At 43.6% G+C, this 18,926-nt stretch carries 15 protein-coding genes and 1 pseudogene; all 16 read left to right on the top strand.

Annotated elements, in window-relative coordinates; translation table 11 throughout:
• The first annotated feature begins 1,648 nt into the window (after positions 1 to 1,648).
• The 16 genes and pseudogenes from LDO37_RS28770 to LDO37_RS28695 all read left to right on the top strand — a co-directional run bounded on the left by LDO37_RS28770 (position 1,649) and on the right by LDO37_RS28695 (position 18,876).
• Complete coding sequence (locus LDO37_RS28770) at positions 1,649 to 2,869, top strand: ParA family protein (RefSeq protein ID WP_126606590.1); 1,221 nt, start codon at positions 1,649 to 1,651, stop codon at positions 2,867 to 2,869.
• A gap of 3 nt (positions 2,870 to 2,872) precedes the next feature.
• Positions 2,873 to 3,847, top strand: a complete 975-nt coding sequence (locus tag LDO37_RS28765) for a ParB/RepB/Spo0J family partition protein (protein ID WP_126606589.1) — start codon at positions 2,873 to 2,875, stop codon at positions 3,845 to 3,847.
• Between the two features lie 168 nt (positions 3,848 to 4,015).
• Positions 4,016 to 6,082, top strand: coding sequence for a tRNA(Met) cytidine acetyltransferase TmcA (locus LDO37_RS28760; protein ID WP_126606588.1), 2,067 nt, complete (start codon positions 4,016 to 4,018; stop codon positions 6,080 to 6,082).
• A 449-nt stretch (positions 6,083 to 6,531) separates the two neighbouring features.
• The gene (locus LDO37_RS28755; protein ID WP_126607977.1) at positions 6,532 to 6,795 is read left to right on the top strand and encodes an STAS domain-containing protein; all 264 of its coding nucleotides are present in this window, start codon (positions 6,532 to 6,534) and stop codon (positions 6,793 to 6,795) included.
• 19 nt (positions 6,796 to 6,814) lie between these two features.
• Positions 6,815 to 7,174: a response regulator gene (locus LDO37_RS28750; RefSeq protein WP_101111889.1), complete on the top strand. Its 360-nt coding sequence runs from the start codon at positions 6,815 to 6,817 to the stop codon at positions 7,172 to 7,174.
• Positions 7,175 to 7,222: 48 nt separating this feature from the next.
• Positions 7,223 to 9,331, top strand: coding sequence for a chemotaxis protein CheA (locus tag LDO37_RS28745; protein WP_126607978.1), 2,109 nt, complete (start codon positions 7,223 to 7,225; stop codon positions 9,329 to 9,331).
• A 9-nt stretch (positions 9,332 to 9,340) separates the two neighbouring features.
• Complete coding sequence (locus LDO37_RS28740; protein WP_126607979.1) at positions 9,341 to 9,844, top strand: chemotaxis protein CheW; 504 nt, start codon at positions 9,341 to 9,343, stop codon at positions 9,842 to 9,844.
• A gap of 3 nt (positions 9,845 to 9,847) precedes the next feature.
• The gene (locus LDO37_RS28735; RefSeq protein ID WP_126607980.1) at positions 9,848 to 10,312 is read left to right on the top strand and encodes a chemotaxis protein CheW; all 465 of its coding nucleotides are present in this window, start codon (positions 9,848 to 9,850) and stop codon (positions 10,310 to 10,312) included.
• A gap of 11 nt (positions 10,313 to 10,323) precedes the next feature.
• Positions 10,324 to 10,584: pseudogene (locus LDO37_RS28730) on the top strand (PAS domain-containing protein); the annotation flags it as partial.
• A gap of 225 nt (positions 10,585 to 10,809) precedes the next feature.
• Positions 10,810 to 13,131 (top strand): aerotaxis transducer Aer2, encoded by a 2,322-nt coding sequence (gene aer2, locus LDO37_RS28725; RefSeq protein ID WP_317982789.1) that lies wholly within the window; start codon positions 10,810 to 10,812, stop codon positions 13,129 to 13,131.
• Entirely contained in the window at positions 13,116 to 13,976 is an 861-nt protein-coding gene (locus LDO37_RS28720) for a CheR family methyltransferase (RefSeq protein WP_224055744.1), read from the top strand. Before aer2 ends, LDO37_RS28720 begins: the two co-directional genes overlap by 16 nt.
• Positions 13,977 to 13,983: 7 nt before the next feature.
• Positions 13,984 to 14,628 carry a chemotaxis protein CheD gene (locus LDO37_RS28715; RefSeq protein WP_126607754.1) on the top strand — a complete coding sequence of 215 codons (645 nt, stop codon included), beginning with the start codon at positions 13,984 to 13,986 and terminating at the stop codon, positions 14,626 to 14,628.
• Positions 14,625 to 15,668: a protein-glutamate methylesterase/protein-glutamine glutaminase gene (locus LDO37_RS28710; RefSeq protein ID WP_126607753.1), complete on the top strand. Its 1,044-nt coding sequence runs from the start codon at positions 14,625 to 14,627 to the stop codon at positions 15,666 to 15,668. The genes LDO37_RS28715 and LDO37_RS28710 overlap by 4 nt, the downstream gene beginning before the upstream one ends.
• A 29-nt stretch (positions 15,669 to 15,697) precedes the next feature.
• A complete protein-coding gene (locus LDO37_RS28705; RefSeq protein WP_126607752.1) occupies positions 15,698 to 16,873 on the top strand; it encodes a methyl-accepting chemotaxis protein in 1,176 nt (391 codons plus the stop codon).
• Between the two features lie 11 nt (positions 16,874 to 16,884).
• A complete protein-coding gene (locus LDO37_RS28700) occupies positions 16,885 to 17,184 on the top strand; it encodes an STAS domain-containing protein (protein ID WP_101111882.1) in 300 nt (99 codons plus the stop codon).
• Between the two features lie 21 nt (positions 17,185 to 17,205).
• Positions 17,206 to 18,876: an ATP-binding SpoIIE family protein phosphatase gene (locus LDO37_RS28695; protein ID WP_126607751.1), complete on the top strand. Its 1,671-nt coding sequence runs from the start codon at positions 17,206 to 17,208 to the stop codon at positions 18,874 to 18,876.
• Positions 18,877 to 18,926 lie beyond the last annotated feature (50 nt).

The raw sequence follows: 18,926 nt of genomic DNA, 5'->3' as shown, positions 1-18,926 counted from the left end.
TTGTTATCCATGGCCGCTTGACCGTAATTCTGCTATCTTTCCGAAAGAGTAAAGAAAAATTATTCATAAATAAAGAAAAAATTACTGCTCTTAAAAAAACTGATCTTTATGATTTAATTGATCTAAATTGATTAAGTGATCATATGATCTGGGCGTAAATACCCCCGTAAGCCAATGAAAATAATAGAGTTTATTTTTTAGCTTTCAGAAGCATGATCATGTAAACCTCGAAACGATGATCATTAAGTTATTGAAAGCATGATCAAAAAAATTAGAAACGATGATCATCAATAGATCGAACCCATGATCAAGTGCTTCACGAAACAATGATCAAAGAGCTTTAACAAGTTATCCACACTTGGCATTTCGTTTGGCTATTAAAATAACGGGTGATACGGATCAATGATCAAGTATGAATATCAAGAACAACCATATTTGTTTTGTAATTCGATTGAATTAGCACTGTAAACAATCAAGCTCCGAAACTTTTCCACAGCCCACTCTCTCCGAAGCATGATCAAGGTTTTATCGCTAAACGTTTGTGTTCATTGGATGACACTAATTTTACGACTCTATTACTTGTAGAAATAAGCAATGCCTTATTGAATCTACACTCTCTGTAAGTTGGTCGATAATTTTCATGCTTCCGAGGGAAGAATACAACTTGATCATTGATCCGAAATGGATCTGTGTGAAGCGGCTAGCAATGAAGTGGTATTTACACCGATATTTCCCATGATCATGCTTCCTAAGCGACTATTTATGCCTGAAAGCATGATCAAGATGTGCTCCCTTGATCATGCATCCGTAATCGCGAACTTGTCTTGATATCTGCTTAGAAGAAGTTGAGACATCTCTTACTATAAATTCAATTTACACCCCCCGTAATTTGTGGGCGCTCAATAATCGTTCCGTTGATTTTTAAGGGGTAAAAAGGTCCTGTTACTCCTTTAAACCCAAGAAAATCGCCCTTTGGAGCTTGTCTTTTGTCCCATTTCATCGTCAAAGAAGTTAGAAAAAACTCATCATTCCTGCGTCTTTATGGCTAGAGAGGCGTGAATTGAAACGGAAGGTGGAATTATGAATATTGTCTTTCTAAGGAGCTTGGAACCAAATATAGGTTTGGTTTCTATCCTTCCCGTTCTTTGTCGGCGAGTATTTTTAAAAAATCCAATAGGTTGTATTCATTTTTACGAGGACTTATTGCGCCGAGCGATATGGCTGTATTGAAAATCGTACTTTCTCAGAAATAGTTCGCTTTTTTGTATAGCCAGCCAGCTCGAAGGTGCTAGCGTGTGAAAAGTAGAATTTTTCTAACATAATAAGATTTGGGCTTTGACTCTTCACTTTAGTTATTACTTTGTTTGAAAAATGCCCATCTCTATTTCTACGGTATTTATTTTACGGTTCTGCTGATCAGATTTCGTTTACAGTGTAAATAAGTGATGCTGTAACACTTTAAATCTGGTCCGGTATGTAAACTAAGTTACATGTTTTTTAAATCATGAAATTTTTAATTTTGCAGGGAATTCGTCTAAATAGCTTTATTTAATGTGATTTCGCTCAAAAGTACGTGTTCACCTTTTTATTGTTTAAGTTAGGTAATGCTGTACAATGCAAAATAGTTAATTCGTTTGGATGCTTAAAGATGAAACGAGAAAAAACAATAGAAAATCTCATCGAGTTGGCTGAACAGACTCAGCAAGTTCAAGCCGACCGAATTGAAATTGTATTAGAAGAACGCAGTGACGATCATTTTCCTCCCATGTCGAAAGCGTTGATGGAGACTCGTTCGGGGTTAACAAGGCGTAAACTAGATGACGCTATCGGGAAACTAGAAGAGAACGGGCACCAGTTCACAAAGAATAACGCTAATCACTATTCGATCTCTCTTCAAGAAGCGCATATGTTGATGGATGCAGCGGGGATTCCTAAGTTCCATGAACGTAAGAAGAATGGCGATAATAAACCGTGGATTGTTAACGTACAAAATCAGAAAGGTGGCACAGGTAAGTCTATGTCTGCCGTTCACCTTGCTGCTTGTTTAGCCCTAAACCTGGATAAGCGTTACCGTATTTGCCTAATTGACCTTGATCCTCAAGGTTCGTTACGACTGTTTCTTAACCCACAAATTAGCGTGACAGAGCATGACAACATTTATTCTGCTGTCGATATCATGCTTGATAATGTTCCAGAAGGTGTAGAAGTCGATACGGAGTTTCTGCAAAAGAACGTTTTGCTTTCTACCCAGTATCCTAATTTGAAGACGATTTCAGCGTTCCCTGAAGATGCAATGTTTAATGCGGAAGCATGGCAGAGCTTATCTCAAGATGCATCTTTGGATATTGTCCGCTTATTAAAAGAGAAGCTGATAGACAAAATTGCGGACGAGTTTGATATCGTCATGATTGATACCGGTCCACATGTCGATCCATTAGTTTGGAATGCGATGTACGCTTCTAACGCACTTTTGATCCCTTGTGCAGCGAAGAGGTTGGATTGGGCGTCTACTGTTAACTTTTTCCAGCATCTTCCAACGGTTTACGAAATGTTCCCAGACGATTGGAAGGGGCTTGAGTTTGTTCGCTTAATGCCTACTATGTTTGAAGATGACAACAAAAAACAAGTCTCTGTACTTACAGAAATGAATTACCTTTTAGGTGAACAAGTGATGATGGCGACGATTCCTCGTAGCCGTGCTTTTGAAACTTGTGCTGATACTTACAGCACAGTATTTGACTTAACGGTCGGAGACTTTGAAGGGGGTAAGAAAACCCTTTCTACGGCGCAAGATGCCGTCCAAAAAAGCGCATTGGAATTAGAGCGCGTAATGCACAGTCACTGGTCATCACTCAATCAGGAGTCTTAATTTATGGCACTGAAAACATCCGAATTGAATGCAAAGTTGTTTGGTAAAGCGAATAAGCGCCGAGCAACATCTCCACAAGAAGCTCAAACTGCTGCTAAAGAAAAGGCGCAGTTTATCGAACTTGCCGTTGCGGGTCAGGATTTGGTTTCGTTTGAACTTGTGAAAATTCCTGCAGATAAAGTGGAATCAGACACGCTGGTATTTGAGCAAAATGCCCGTGAGCAGTCTTTCCTCAACCAGCACGCGCTTTCCGATATCTTAACGACCTTGGAAGAAAGAGGGCAGCAATACCCAGCTGTTGGTCGTCGAACTCGTGATGGAAAGATTGAAGTTCTTGATGGTAGCCGACGTCGTATGTCGTGTATTTTGGCCAAACGAGACTTCTTAATCTACGTTGCTGAAAATATTGAAACAGAGCACGCTAAGTTTCTATCTGATGTAGCGAATGCCCATAAGCCGTTATCGTTGTACGAGCGTGGTCGTGAAATGCAGGCGAAATTAGACAGCAAAGAAGCGGCAGACCAAAAAGCTTTGGCAGCGTTATTTCAATGCAGTGAAGCGTTAGTGAGTGGTGCGTTGAAAGCTGCTGCTCTTCCGCTTGAGTTACTTCGTGCATACCCAAATGTTGGCGATTTAGGTCGTCCAACCATTGTTAAACTGCATAAACAATTTTTCCAGCTAACGGCAGATCAGCAGAAATCGTTATTGAAAAAGTGTCATGGCAAAAGCGGTTATGTGTGGCAAAGTTCGCAAACCCAAGGGGTTAGCCGTATTACTAAAGAAGTGACAGAGCAGCTTGAAGCTTGGATCGAAGAACTGTCTCCAAGTAAGAAAGCAGCAAGCTCTGAAAAAGTGGATTTAGTGAAAGGTCGCGTAAGCTACACTAGAAAAGGCAATGCACTATCTTTGAATATGAAAAAGGTCGATAACCAAACGATGGATGAAATATTAGCCTTTTTGCAGGAAAAACTCTCTTAGAGAACCGTTGTTTATTCTTGTTTCGAAAAGCCGCTTTGTTAAGCGGCTTTTTTCTTTTGCAATTAGGAACGCGCAATAGGGAGCTCTTTCCATCTTTGCCTTCTTGAGCTTGCCGCTGGATCACTGATACCATGCCCTCATTCTCAGATTATTTGATGCAGGTTTTACGTGACCCATTCGGACTTCATTATCCAGCTTTTTGACATTGCCAATCACAATAAACATCGCTATTTGGTGGAGATGTCAGGGGATGAGGAGTGGGTCGAAACAACACTAAATCCAGCGGTTGAAAACATATCCTCTAGCCACGACGACATAACCTCAAACCAAGGAAATGTGTACAAACTTGGAGGGAATCCGTTCCTCGGAGCCACTACAAAACCCTTTAAGTACGGAACGAAATTACTCGGCTCTGAAATGAGAGCGCTTATCTACGATTGCACTGACGGATTCGATGCCAACAGTTTTACCGCAGCTTGCGGTGCTGTTGTGGGTGGCGGAGTTGTTTTCTTAATTAACCTTCATAAATTGGAGAATAATTTAGGTGCACGTTGGTTGAAAGCCCACGTGGCAAGTGTGATAAAAATAGGTCCATCAGTCGAGATACCGGCACTTCCTGAAAAAATGCCTAAAGCGAGTACTCTTCAATACGCAGACCAACGAAAGGCGATTGATGCCGTTCAAAAAGTGTTAACAGGAAAGCGAAAACGACCACTTGTTATGACAGCAGACAGAGGGAGAGGGAAGTCTTCTGCAATTGGTATTGCGGCAGCAAAAATGATGCTGACCCGTAAAGTTGAGATTCTTGTTACGGCACCTTCGACAAGCGCTATCGCACCTATATTTGAACATGCTCAACGACAACTTGGTCTCGAAGCTCGCATTACCAAGCATATTGTAGAAAAGGCAAACGGGAGCAGTTTGCGATTTATTGCTCCTGATGAATTGCTATCGACGTTACCAGATTGCGATTTACTGATTGTGGACGAAGCATCGGCGGTTCCTATTCCTCTTCTTATTCAAATGACTGAGCGGTATCACCGAATGGTCTTCTCGACCACCGTACATGGATATGAAGGATGCGGTCGAGGGTTTACCCTTAAGTTTACTCAATGGCTGCAACAACATCGTGCTGGGTGGCGTTCCATATCTTTGAATCAGCCGATTCGATGGGCGGAAGATGACCCAGTTGAATCTTGGCTGTTTGATGCGTTTTTATTGGATGCTGATCTTGAGAAAATCAACATGCCATCGGAAGTGGACAGTCAGCATTTCACTTTATCTCGCCAGAATAAAAACGAGCTTGTTGAAGACAAAGCCCTTCTTAAACGTTGTTTTGGTCTTTTGGTTAATGCTCATTATCAAACGACCCCTAATGATTTATTTCAGATACTCAATGATAGCAATGTCGAATTGTGGCTCACGGTTGCGGACAACAGCTTGGTTGGCGTTATCACCGTCATAAGGGAGGGCAATCTTTCTTTGGACGTGATTTCAGGTATTGTGAGCGGTAAAAGGCGACCAAAAGGGCATTTAGTCCCGGCAAGTATTGCTAATCATTTAGGGTTCGATGAAGCGGCACAGCAGAAGAGTGCGAGGGTGATGAGAATCGCGGTTCATCCAGAAGTTCAAAGACAGGGGGTAGGTGCAAAAATGTTGTCTGAGCTACATGCTCGTATAGATGGTATTCAGTACTTGTCCACTAGCTTTGGTGCAACCGATGAATTGCTTCGCTTCTGGCAAGAAAATCAATATCAAGTAGTTCGAGTTGGAAATACAAGGGATCAAGCCAGTGGTTGCCACTCTGTCATTATGGTGTGCCCAATTGCTCAGTTATCTTGGTTTAGAAATGCCATTCAATATTGGCAACAAAACTTTGTTTCGCAGCTATCTAAAGAGTTAAACACACTTGAGCCGAAATTGATTTCTCAGTTTTTTATGCAATGGCAACCGGAAACACAGGTATTATCTGATCATCAATTCCGAATGCTTTCTCGCTACGCTGATGGTGGAAATGGCGAAGAGTCTATCAGTCACATCTTAAGTGAATGGCTGGTTTCTACGTTGCCTCAATCTCACCAAGTATCGCTCTATCCGCTGATCACTTTGTTTTTGCAACATCAAACTTGGTCTAGGACTTCAAATCTGTACGGTTTCACTGGAAGGAAAGCGCTAGACGCATACTTGCGTGAGCAAGTGTCGATTGCACTCAATGATTTACAGTGTAAATCGTAAAGCGTAAATTTCTATTTTCATAGTCTGACGGGTTTTGATGTTCGTAGGCTGCTAAATATGCTCTTTTTTAACCAAGCTTCAACAGCAACGCAAAACGCTAACATTCTGAAATTTACACTGTAAATTTCAATATTTCGTCCAATTCTTCTGTCAAAATCTCACTTCTTCTAGCACAAAAAATAAATTATTTTCAACATTGAAATTGAGCCTTAAAAACACTTATCGAGCATGGCTCTTTTGTAGGTGAGACTTGTTGTATATATTTGTTTATCAGTAATATTTTGAAACTAAAATGCAAATAAGCGCCTACAAACTCAATGTGCAATCCTGTTCGTACATGAGTACCGATTGAGCCGATTACGTACTTTTATTGTTGATAAACAAAGAATCCCTCCTACACTCAAAATAAACGTCAACTCCGATAATGGCTAGGTCGAAGGGATGGATACATGGAACGTCAACTAGAAGAATCCTTAGAGATTGGTAACGTCCTAAACATCAAAAATGAGTATCAGCAATGGCTCGATAGCAACGAAGAGCTAATTGTAGACGCTTCCTCCGTTGTTAGAGTTGATGCAGCAGGATTGCAAGCATTGGCATCTCTTTTCTTTAGTGCCAAGCAGGCAAATACCGACATACAACTTGTCAATGTTCCTGATGACTTACAAGAAAGTATCAAGTTACTCGACTTACAAAGTGTGTTTGAAAATTAAGGAATTGAGAGGGATTTTTATGACTAAGATTCTTGCTGTCGATGACTCTGTATCGATCCGTCAAATGGTTAGTCACACTTTAAAGGACGCGGGTTACGATGTAGAAACCGCGAACGATGGTAGTGATGCACTTAAAAAAGCAAAAATGACCAAGTTTGATGTGGTGATATCCGACGTAAATATGCCAGTTATGGGAGGGTTTGAGCTGGTAAAAGCCATTCGTGGAAACCCCCAGTACAAATTCATTCCTATCTTGATGCTGACGACAGAAACCAGCATGGAGAAAAAGCAACAAGGTAAGTCGGCAGGAGCAACGGGGTGGTTGGTCAAGCCATTCAATCCAGAAACTCTCCTAAAAACCTTAAAGCGCGTTATATAGAAACAGCATTGTATCGAGAACGTGATGCAAGATTTAGGTAGGTGACCCATGGCTTTAGACATGAACCAACTTCGTAAAATGTTTTACGAGGAATGTCGTGAAAACTTAGAAGTGCTTGAAACCGTATTGTTGGATCTCGATCCAGAGAGTGTTGACCTAGAGACCATCAATACTATATTTCGTGCCGCTCATTCTATTAAGGGGGGCGCAGCGACTTTTAACTTGCTCGACATTAGTGAATTCACCCACAACGTCGAAGCTTACCTAGATGAAGTCCGAAACGGACAAATGAGCCTTACTCGGCACAGTGTTGACATTCTGCTGAAAAGTGGCGATTGCATTACTGAAATGCTGGAAGGGTATGAAACCGATACACCTGTAGAGTCGGCGTTGAAAGAAGAAGTGAATCAAGCGCTATCGACATTACTGGAATCGCCAGCGGAAAATCAACCTAGTGATGCTTCTCAAGCCTCTTCTTCTGACAAGCAGGATGGGGAAGTGTCATCTGATCATACTGAAAATGCATCTGAATGTGCCCCTTGGCATGTCTCTTTTACTCCGCATTCCGATTTATTCTTTAGTGGTAATGACCCGCTAAGAATACTGGGTGAAATTGTTGAATTGGACCCAGATTGCAACATTGTGTGTAACACATCCGAGTTACCAGAGTTAAGCGAAATCGAAGCCGAGCTCTGCTATTTGAGTTGGCGAATAACGCTTGCTGGTAGCATCGCTGAAGAAGACATCCACGAAATATTTGAATGGGTAGAAGACCAATGCGACTTGGAAGTGCAACGTGAAAGTGCGAAAAAAGAAAACGTTGCTCCACCAGTGCCTGAGGTGACTCAATCCGAAACTCCACCGGAAGAACCACAAGTAGCCGACAACGCGCCTGTAGCAAAACCCAAAGATACTCCAAAGCCAGCGAGTAAACCCGCCAAATCCGAGTCTAGCGTGAGCTCCATTCGAGTTGATATAGACAAGGTGGACAGCTTAATCAATCTCGTTGGTGAGTTGGTGATCACCCAATCAATGCTCACTGAAATTGGCAATGATTTCACGGTCGATAAATTGGAGAAGTTGAAGTCAGGGTTAGACCAACTTCTGCAAAACAGTAAAGACCTTCAAGAAAACGTTCTTAATATTCGAATGCTTCCAATGAGTTTTGCTTTTAGTCGGTTCCCTAGGTTAGTGCGGGACTTGTCCGGCCGTTTAGGAAAGCAAGTTGATTTGCAGATCAAAGGTGAAAATACCGAGTTAGACAAAACCGTGTTGGAACGCATTGTGGATCCGTTAGTTCACCTAGTGAGAAACGGAATCGACCACGGCTTAGAGCTTCCAGAGCAAAGGCAAGAGCAAGGAAAGCCAGATATGGGCGTTATAGAGCTGAACGCCTTCCATCAAGGTGGCTCTATCATTATTGAAGTGAAAGATGATGGCGCTGGTATCAATTGCGACAAACTTTGGCAGAAAGCAGTTGATAAGGGCGTGTTACCTCCAGAATCACGACGTGAAGAAATGACCGACAAACAAGTGGTGAATCTGATATTTGCCCCTGGTTTCTCTACTGCAGATGAAGTGTCAGATATTTCTGGTCGTGGCGTGGGTATGGACGTAGTTAAGAGAAATATTGAAGAGCTTGGTGGGCATATTGAAGTTGAATCTCGCCTCGGTACTGGCAGTACATTCACCATTAGCTTGCCACTTACATTAGCCATATTAGACGGGCAACTGGTTAAGGTTGCTGGTGAAGTTTACGTTATTCCGTTGCTGACCATTATTGAGTCCATTCAAATTGATACACAGTGTGTGAAACACGCGGCAGGTGGCGTCGAATTGTATCGTCTCCGAGAGGAAAATATCCCAGTACTCCGTTTGCATGAAGAGTTTGAAATGGGAGAGAGCGGAGAGCTCGAAGGACGGATTCTTTGTTTGGTCGAAGCGGCAGGCAATCGAGTCGGGTTATTGATCGATGAGTTGCTGGACCAACAACAAGTTGTGATTAAAAGCCTCGAGTCTAACTACAGCAAAGTTGCCGGTATTTCAGGTGCCACCATTCTTGGTGATGGTTCGGTTTCTTTGATCCTAGATATTCAAGGGTTAATCACCTCATTTTTAAACCGTCAGTCAGACAGCAAAGGCGGCATAGCAGCCTAGGGAGCCACAGTGAACGAAGCACTTCAGGTTGTCGAAGGTGACACCATTTCCGATAGCGAGATCAGTGAGAATGCTGATTTTTTAAGTTTTTGTTTGGCTGGTGAACTGTATGGAATCGACATTCGAGATGTGGAAGAAATCCGAGTTTGGGAGCGCCCAACCCCCATTCCTCGATCTCCTGATTTTGTAAAAGGGGTCATTAACCTAAGAGGCATGATTGTGCCTGTGGTCGATCTCCGTATTCGTTTTGGCATTGGTGATTGCGCTTATCTTCCGACGACTGTGGTACTTGTTCTTCGCTGTGCAAGTACCGATACAGAGCGATTGATGGGGCTGGTTGTCGATGCGGTTTCCGATGTGGTGAGCCAAGGTGATAAAGAATTGACTCCTGCTCTGGGGGATTCTGCAGTTACCCCATTTACGGTTGGGCTTCTCAACGTGGAGGAGCAAGTGATGTCTCTGTTAGACACCGATGAATTGCTCAACATGGAAACGATACTCAAGGCAGGGTGAATGATGGCAATACAAGAATTCCTGAGTTTCATCTTAGATGAAGAAGAATATGCAGTACCCATTCTGGATGTTAGAGAAGTCAGAGGTTGGAGCAACGTACGTTCGGTTCCGAATTCACCCAGTTATTTAAATGGTGTCTTAGAAATTCGGGGGGAGTATGTCCCCATTGTTGACTTGAGAAAACGCTTCAATCTTGAACCTGCAGGCATTAATGCAACAACGGTTGTGATTGTTTTGAACGATACGCATGGACAGCCATTAGGCATCATAGTGGATGCGGTATCTGAAGTGTACGCACTGGACACGGACGATATTAAACCTGCTCCCAATATGTCGTTAACGGTAGATAAAAACTTCATAGTCGGCATCGTTCCGGCAAAAGAAGGACATGTGATCTTAATTAATTTGGAAGCTCTATTTAATGTCGCAGAGCTCAACAACTTATCAGAAGAAAAAGCGCTCATGTGAGAGGTAAAGTTATGTCATTTTGGAACCGAAAAAAAGAAAGAGCAGAAAGACAGTTTGTTGCTCCATCCCAAGACAACCTAATGGGAGAGACCAACAGTGTCTCGGGGGCTATCAGTAATGAGCAACTGCTTTCCGCATTGAACACGGCACAAACCGCGTTGATGATGATTGATCGGGATTTCAACATAACTTACGTTAACAAGCGTTCTTTGGATTTGTTAAAACAACATGAGCTACTTTTTCAATCGACATGGCCCGGATTTAGCGCTGATGAAGAATTTCTGATAGGGAATTGTATCGATGGCTTCCATGCCAACCCAGCACACCAGCGTCAGCTACTTTCCAACCCCAACAACATGCCTCATACCGCGACAATTCAAGTCAAAGACGTGCTACTGGAACTTAATGTAGGGGCCATCATCGATGCTCAAGGTAACTACACTGGTAACACATTAGAATGGGAAGACGTCACCGAGCTTAGGCAGCAAGAGTCCAACATTCTGCGGTTGCAGTCGGCTGTGGATCAGGCACAAACTGCTATGGTCATGATTGACCGTGATTTTGAGATAACGTACACCAACCACGAAACGCTCTCTTTGTTCAAAAAACACGAAGCTAAATTTCGCAGTGTGTGGCCCGATTTTAGCGCAACAGAAGATTGGTTAATGGGGCGATGTATTGATGGCTTTCATAAAGATCCATCCCATCAAAGAAAGTTACTCGATAACCCATCCAATCTACCTTATAGCACTGACATTGAAATTGCCGATCTCAAAATAGAACTTAATGTCGCTGCCATTATGGATGCGCATGGCAATTACATTGGTAATACACTTGAATGGAGTGACGTTACTGAACAGCGTAAGCAAGCAACAGAGATTGCGCGTTTGAGTGCCGCTGTGCACCAAGCACAGACAGCGATGGTCATGATCGACCGAGACTTTTTAATCACATACACCAATCTTGAAACCATTAATTTATTCAAAAAGCATGAGAACACACTCAGAACCGTTTGGCGTGATTTCACCGCAAACGAAGATTGGTTGATAGGTCGCTGTATTGATGAATTCCACCAGAACCCCGCCCACCAGCGAAAGCTACTGGATAACCCGAACAATTTGCCAATTAAAACAGACATTGTCATTGCGGACCTAAAAATAGAGCTAAACGTTGCTGCAATTACGGATGCTGAAGGGAACTACGTTGGTAATACATTAGAGTGGAAAGACGTTACAGAAGAAAGGGCAAAAGAGGCGGAAATTGGCCGTTTAGCCTCTGCTGTTGCAGGTATGACGACGAACCTAATGATGGCCGATGAAAATGGCATTATCCAATACTTAAACCCGTCTTTGATCAAATTGCTGACCAGCCGAGAAAGCGATCTTAAAAAAGCGTTACCTAGGTTCGATGCCAGCAACCTCATTGGGCAAAATATTGATATTTTCCATAAGAACCCAGCCCATCAAAGAGGCATTATCTCCAATCCTGATAACTTACCGTTTTCTTCGAACATCGCCGTTGGGGGGCTTGAATTTAACTTAACGTGTATCGCCATGCGTGACGCGGAAGGTAACTACATGGGACCGGCTCTTCAATGGGAAGACATCACCGAGCAGCAAGATGGTCAGCGTCAGGTTGAAAGCCTGATTCAAAACGCGATCAAGGGTGAGCTTACAAACCGAATTGATACCAGTGCTTACAGTGGTTTCATGTCTGAACTCGGTAATGGAGTGAACAACTTATTGGATGCCATCGTCGCGCCACTCGGGCAATGTATTGATGTAATGAGCGAAGTCGCAGACGGCAACCTAAACAAAAATATGTCTGACGATAACGAAGGAGAATTCGGACGGTTGTCTGAAGCCGTGAATACTTCAATCGTTAATCTACGCAATATGGTTGATCAAATCACCACATCGTCCGCAAGAGTCGCCACTGCATCCACAGAAATAGCAGAAGGCAATAACGATCTAAGCCAGCGTGTTGAAGCGCAGGCGTCCAACCTAGAAGAAACTGCCGCCAGCATGGAAGAGATGACCTCTACCGTCAGGCAAAACGCAGAGAATGCAAAAGGCGCAAATGATCTTTCGGATGATGCCGCTAAGAAGGCGGGTAAAGGTGGCGAGGTTGTTGGACAAGCCATTGCAGCCATGGCTGAAATCAATAGTGCCAGCAAAAAAATATCCGACATCATTGGCGTAATTGATGAAATTGCCTTCCAAACTAACTTACTTGCATTGAATGCAGCAGTGGAAGCGGCGAGAGCCGGAGAGCAAGGTCGCGGCTTTGCTGTTGTTGCTGGTGAAGTTCGTAATTTGGCTCAACGCAGTGCTGCTGCAGCAAAAGAAATCAAAGGTCTAATCAACGACAGTGTCGATAAGGTAGATGAAGGTTCGAGGCTGGTCGACGAATCCGGCGAAACGCTTAACGAGATAGTTGATGCTGTTGCGAAAGTGTCGGAGCTTATTACCCAAATCGCGCAATCCAGCCAAGAACAATCAACAGGCATAGACGAGATTAGCCGTGCGGTTGCCACTATGGATGAAATGACGCAACAGAATGCTTCTTTGGTGGAAGAAACGTCTGCTGCTAGCCAATCGCTGAAAGATGAAGGCAAAGAGTTACTTAACCTAATGAACTTCTTCTCCACCGACAATGATGTGAAAACCTTCTCCTCAAGGGGAGCGGCTGGAGCGGTAAGAAAGCCGTCCAGCAATGTTGCAGAGATTCGAAATGTCCCCGCATCCAAACCAGCAAGCCGAGCGGTTAACTCGGGGATACAGTTGAGTGAGGAAGGAGACGAATGGGAAGAGTTCTAAGCCGAGCAGAGGCAGAGAGTCCGCTGACTGGTAGAGAGTTTGAACTAACAGAACAGGACTTCAAATACATACAATATTTTGTCCACAAAAGTGTCGGGATATTTTTGTCGGATAAAAAGAAGGCGATGGTTTACGGTCGCATCAGCCGTATTTTACGAGAACATGGGTTTCAGCGTTTCTCTGAATATCGTGAATTGCTCGAAATCAATGATGCCGAAAAAGTAAATTTTATTAATAACCTAACCACCAATAAAACCCATTTTTTCCGTGAATTTCATCATTTTGAATACCTAGAAGGGGTGATGATTCCAAAGTGGTTCAATGAGGGTAAAAAACAACTTAGGTTTTGGTCGGCAGGGTGTTCAACAGGAGAAGAGCCCTACAGTTACCTTGCTATGTTAAAAAAAGCGCAAGTATTCGAGCGGATAAACGATGTACGTATGCTTGCAACCGACTTAGACACCAATGTGTTAGCTCATGCCAAGAAAGGTGTCTATGGGGAAGAATCACTAGAAAGTATACCCAGCGAATATCTAAAAGGGGCATTCGTGAAGGGAAAAGGCCAAATGGCCGGAAAAATAAAAATAAAACGTCAGTTACAGCAACACCTTACTTTTAACCAGCTCAACCTATTAGCTGATTGGCCCATGGATCAGCAATTTGATGTTATCTCTTGTCGCAACGTCATGATTTATTTTGATAAGCCAACGCAAGAGACACTCATTCGGAGATTTTACGAACTTCTTGCCGACGATGGTGTGTTGTTTATCGGTCATTCAGAGAGTGTTGGAAATTGTACTGACATATTCCGTCACCTCGGACACACCATTTATGTTAAACAGTGAGGCAAGAATGAAAGGACTGCAGGCAAATGCACCTATCCAAACGTCACAATTCAGCCGCTTTTACCATCAACAAAAGAAAGTGCACATGGTGAAAGTGATGCCCGGAGGTGTTTATACCAGCCGTGAGCCTGAAGTGATTTGTACCGGGCTAGGATCGTGCATCGCCGCCTGCATGTGGGATCCGCAGGCCTATATCGGGGGTATGAACCATTTTTTGTTGCCATTCGACAGTAACGCTGAAATAGAGCATTGGCATCCCACAGAAATTGTTTCGACAGCCTCTCGATATGGCAACAACGCAATGGAGATGCTGATAAACCAATTGCTTGCTGGTGGGGCCGTACGAGAAAGGATCCGTTTGAAACTGTTTGGTGGTGCGCAATTGATGGGCAGAAGTGCCCTTATTGGCGATAAGAATATCGAATTTGCACTGAATTACGCGCGTGAAGAAAAGTTTGAGATTGAAGCGCAGGATCTGGGGGGAATGATCCCCAGAAAGGTGATGTTTGATCCGCTGAGTGGTCAGGCTTGGGTTAAACGCATCCGACTCTCTGAAGTTGATAAGGTGAAACGAAATGAAGCGAAATACGCCAAAGAGTTGGATATAGAGAGTCATCGTTCTCACGATAATGATGCGGAGCTGTTTTTATGAATAAAAAACTAAAAGTAATGATCGTTGATGACTCCCCTGTATTCAGAGCGCTGCTCACTGAGATCATCGAATCCGATCCTCAGTTGACTGTTGTGGCAGCAGCAGAAAATCCGTATGAAGCTCGGGATCTTATCAAGCAGCACAACCCTGATGTACTGACGTTAGATATTGAAATGCCGAAGATGAATGGCGTGCAATTTCTTAAAAACCTCATGAGATTACGCCCTATGCCCGTCGTCATGATTTCCACTCTGACTCAGCATGGTGCCGACATCACACTTGAAGCCTTGGAAATAGGTGCCGTCGATTATTTTCCTAAACCTGCCGTAGAGAACACGGCAGAGATGATCCATTACAAACAAATGGTCAATGCCAAAGTCAAAATGGCGGCAGGGGCGAACGTCAAACAGCAACACAAAACTCATCATGCTGAAAAGCAAGAAAAAGTAAAACACAAAAGTAAGCAGTTCGATTTGATTGCTATTGGTGCCTCGACAGGAGGGACGGAAGCCGTCCGATCGGTATTGTCGTCTTTGCCATCGAACCTGCCACCCATCGTCATCACTCAGCACATTAGTGCGTTGTTTACGCCCTCGTTTGCTCAGCGGCTTGATGATGCAAGTGAAATGACGGTGCGAGACCTTGCTGTGGACTCCGCTCCTCTTGTGAATGGATGCGCTTACGTTGCACCAGGCGATCAGCACATGGTGATTGTTAAGCGGGGCGGTTGCTTGTATTGCGAATTGGATGATCGCCCTCCTGTTAACCGCCACAAGCCGTCTGTTGATGTCATGTTTGATGCAATAGCAGAAACGCTAAAAGACAGAGCCATTGGCGTAATTCTTACGGGAATGGGACAGGATGGAGCAGCAGGAATGCTGAATATGAACAATGCAGGTGCATTTACGATAGCGCAGGATGAGCAATCCTCTGTGGTATGGGGAATGCCGCGTGTTGCGGTAGAAGTAGGAGCGGTAGAAAAAGTGGCGTCACTGAATAAAATTCCAAAACTGATATGTGACACGTTGTTTTCTTCCTGAATACTTCTGAATTGAAGGGGTCTATAACAATGCAAAAAATAACAAATTTCGTGACGAATTGGTGGCTCATTCTCGGCTTGCAAGTGTTGGGGCTCAGTTTCGTTGCAATGGAAGTATCTTCAATGTGGGTGGTTGCGCTGTCTGTGTTGATCGCCGCCACACCTTGGGTTCTGATTAAGTCGCCACAAAAAGAATCCAAGTCACTTGATACGGGGACGGAGCCAGAACTAACCATCGAAATGAATTCAGATCGACGAGTACGGCTAGATGAAATCAAACAGCTGATGGAAGAAGAGCTTCCGCATATAAAAGAAAGTTTAGATAAGCAGCGTGGTGTGATTGATGAATCTGTCGTGACACTCAATGATAGCTTCTTCGGTTTGCAAGAAGTCTCACAGCGTCAAAGCCTTGTGTCAGAGACTTTAGTCAATAACCTTCTAGCCAATCAAGACAGTAAATACAGCTTGACCCAAGTACTTCCTAAAACAGAAAAGATATTCGCTCAATATATTGAAATTCTTGTCAGCGTTTCGGAAAAAAGCATTACCGCTGTCCACAGCATTCATGACATGTCATCAAAATTGGACAACGTATTTCGCCTATTGGACCAAGTCCAAGGGTTATCCGAGCAAACCAATCTGTTGGCTCTGAATGCCGCTATAGAAGCCGCGCGAGCTGGTGATGCGGGGCGTGGGTTTGCCGTTGTCGCCCAGGAGGTGAGGAATTTGTCTCTTAAAGCGGAAGATTTGAACGGGCAGATACAGAAAGAGATCACGATCGCCCAAGGCACAATCAATGAAGCAAATGAAACGGTTGGTGAGATCGCTTCAATAGATATGACTGTTGCGATCGACTCGAAAGATCAAGTGGAAGATATGTTGCAAGGCGTGCAGCAGGTTAACGTTGAGATTAAGGAAGAAGTCGACAAATTGCGAGCAATGGGAAGTGAACTTGCTGAGCAGGTGAGCAACGGGATCCGCGCACTGCAATTCGCCGATATTGTCGCGCAGCAAGGTCAACATGCGGAACGCAGCGCCCATGCTCTGGAAGATATGACGGTTCTAATGGGCAAGTTTAACAGGCGAGAAATAGAGCTTTCAGAGTTGATACAAGGTATTGAAGATCTAATGGGTCATGCTCAAAACCGCGGAGAAGCTGCTGCACAGCAATCCGGTATCGATGAAGGTGAAGTGGAATTATTCTAGGGAGAAGAACTATGTCAGTATCCGCTGAAATAGATAACAACCAAAGACGCGTCGTCATTTCGGTTGAGGGGGCATTTGGGTTTAATTTGGTTCATGAATTTCGCCAAAGTTACAGCCAGCAAAAAGGGTATCGTTTCGTGGTCGACTTTCGAAAAGTGGACTACATCGACAGTGCTGGTCTAGGCATGTTACTCAATATGCATAAATTCTTACAACAGCAAGATGGCGATATCGTCATTACTAACAGCATGCCTCAGGTGAAAAAAATTCTACTGATATCGAGATTTGATAAGAAATTCTCAATCGAATAGTGAATTCAGGAGGGCTAGGTTATGAGAGTGCTGATTGTTGATGATCAAAAAACCAATCGGGAAATGTTTCGCTATATGCTCACCAGCATCGCAGAAGAGATTACCCTATTTGAGAATGGCGAAGGTGTCGTTGACGCATTAAAAGAAGCAGAGAGCCTTCCCGATGTGATCCTTATGGACGTTATGATGCCAGTCAAAGATGGCTTTACGACGGCCAAAGAGATTCGCGAAGAATTCCCTGACGTACATATGCCCATCATCTTCTTAACTGTTTTGGATGATCGTGATTCGTTCGGGCGTTGTCTTTTCTATGGGGATGACTTCATCCTCAAGCCTGTTGGCAGAAGTACGCTACTTGCCAAAGTACAGGCGCACTATCGTGTTGCGAAAATGCACAGTGAAGTGAGTAAACAACGCGATGAGCTGAGTAAATTCCGCGAGCAGGTTAAGTACGATTACGCCATTTCTGAATCCATTTTCACCAATCTTGCTGAAGATATGTATAAAAATATCGACGGCATCGAATACATATCTAACCCCTCTACGGTGTTTAATGGGGATTTGATTGTTGTGGCTAATCGCCCTCAAGGTGGGGTTTACGTGATGATCGCTGATGCGACTGGTCATGGTTTACCCGCGGCTATTTCGACAATTCCTGCCACGAGAGCTTTTTTCTCAATGGCTTCCAAAGGCATGTCTCTTGGTGAGATTTTAGAAGAAATCAATACGTCTCTCGTGCGCTTTTTACCACTAGGAATGATGGTGGCAGCGAACGTGTTTGAAATCAGCGCAAACGGGCTGGATGTGACATGGTGGGGAGGAGGGCTACCAGACAGCTATATTCTCGACTCCTCTGGAAAAATCATCAACAACCTCACATCTGCTCATATGCCTCTGGGTGTATTGAGTGGTGAGGAATTTGAAACCAATTTAGTCCACCTTCGCTTAGAACCAGGACAACAGATTGTGTGCTATACCGATGGTGTAACCGAAGCGGCTAGCCCCTCTGGAGAGCAGTTTGGTGAAGATAGGCTCAAACATGTACTTAATGAGTGTGAACCCACTGCAATAATCCCTTCTTTGTATGAAGCGGTGAACGTTTTTTCAAACAAAAGCAAGGATGATGATCTTTCCATTCTTACCATGACATTCCCTATCCACAATGAGGCTGGGCAAACCCCTGACGCTGAATTGCCCTTTGTTGGCAAAGTACCATTGAATACTCGGTTAAGTTTCCCGAAAGACGTGCTAAGTGGTGTGACCGTCATGGCGGAGGTTCGTCATTACATTTCTGGTATTGTGAGCGGAGGCCCCAACCTTGATTTGGTTTGCTCGGTCTTATCAGAACTCTTTGCTAACGCCATTGAACACGGGTTATTAGGACTGGACTCAAAATTAAAAAATGATGAAGAAGGGTTTTTTACGTATTACCAGTTACGAGAAGAAAGGCTACAAGACCTCAACGAGGAAGCCATGCTAACACTGGAACTCGAATATTTGCCTGAGATCAATCAGCTGGGTATGACAATTGAGCATACTGGTGAAGGCTTTAATTATCATGACTTAAGTATGGTTTCTGATGAAAACAGCTATGGTCGGGGGATTGTGTTGGTTTCGGAGCTGTGCGAATCACTCGAGTATTCCAACTGTGGCAAAAAAGTGAAGGCAGTGTATCAATTTAGCCAATATTAGCGTTTTATTTGAGCTACTTATATAATTGCTGGCATTGATGGTGTAGTCGA

The sequence above is a fragment of the Vibrio penaeicida genome, assembly GCF_019977755.1.
GTDB lineage: Bacteria > Pseudomonadota > Gammaproteobacteria > Enterobacterales > Vibrionaceae > Vibrio > Vibrio penaeicida.
Note: the sequence above shows the minus strand (reverse complement) of the source record. Positions and strands in the feature narration are given on the sequence as shown.